Source organism: Amycolatopsis dongchuanensis (assembly GCF_039542405.1).
Classification (GTDB): Bacteria; Actinomycetota; Actinomycetes; order Mycobacteriales; family Pseudonocardiaceae; genus Amycolatopsis_E; species Amycolatopsis_E sacchari.
Genome location: NZ_BAABIB010000181.1, coordinates 1 through 919 on the forward strand (window position 1 = coordinate 1; position 919 = coordinate 919).

The 919-nt window shown below is 53.8% G+C and carries 1 protein-coding gene; it reads left to right on the forward strand.

The window, feature by feature from the left end:
* Positions 1-593: hypothetical protein (locus tag ABFX51_RS39355; protein WP_346056992.1), on the forward strand; the 593-nt coding region annotated here is incomplete at its 5' end.
* Between the last annotated feature and the right edge of the window lie 326 nt (positions 594-919).

Sequence of the window (919 nt, forward strand, 5' to 3'; positions counted from 1 at the left end):
ATCACTACTGGAGACCGGCGGGTTCAGGCCGCAACTACACCCTGGATCGTGAAGAGCCTAGATACTGCTACCCCGGAAACGATGCACGTGGATCTGCATGTTGGACAATCCTCGACGATTTCACAGGGTACTTTGAGTTGTGGAGCGACTTTGGCACGATTGATTCCACCTATGGGCAGGTCGAATACGCTGCCGAATACACGCTGGTAGGTAGTAACTTCACGGTCAAGCCTATCTCGTACGGGGCAACGTTTGACGCCGATAATGTTACTTTCGAGGGCGATGCCATAGACGCTTGTGGCGGACAGCGGGGGAGTGAGATTCCCAATTCCTATGCGCTTCATCCAGTCGGGTCTGTGCCGGCAAATACCGGCGTCTTCTGGGATCCGAACGGTTATACCAATTATAACGGTGACAACGCATGTAAATCTATGGTAATCCAGTGGAGTTTCACTGTGCCGGGAGCTTCTGATGTTACCTACTACCTGTATGCCAAAAGCCCTGTAGCGTGGAGTCTGGGGGATGACCCACTTTATCGCTTCCACACGGCGCAGCCCAACGATCTGCCGGCTGATCCTTTGGGGGGTCGGTGATCGGCTCAAGTCGGATATACCAGTTCAGCTTGCGGATTGCTGGTGTAGTCTAGAAAAGTCGCTATACTGGACGTATGGTTGACGACCCTGCGCCGAATCATCGATTTTTAGTGGACATATCTGGGGATTACATGGAGCCAGTCCGGCGGCAGGTGTCGTCGGACTGGTCCAAGTATCGAAACGAGCGAGATGATCGTGTTACGCCCGAACATGGCACAGGTTGCGTGATCATTGTGCCACCCGGCTATCGACGGTCTTGGTCGGCTGGGCAATACCGCTAAGTTAGTACGTTTTACCTGGTCAGGGCGTTACCGGAGGCTCTGTTC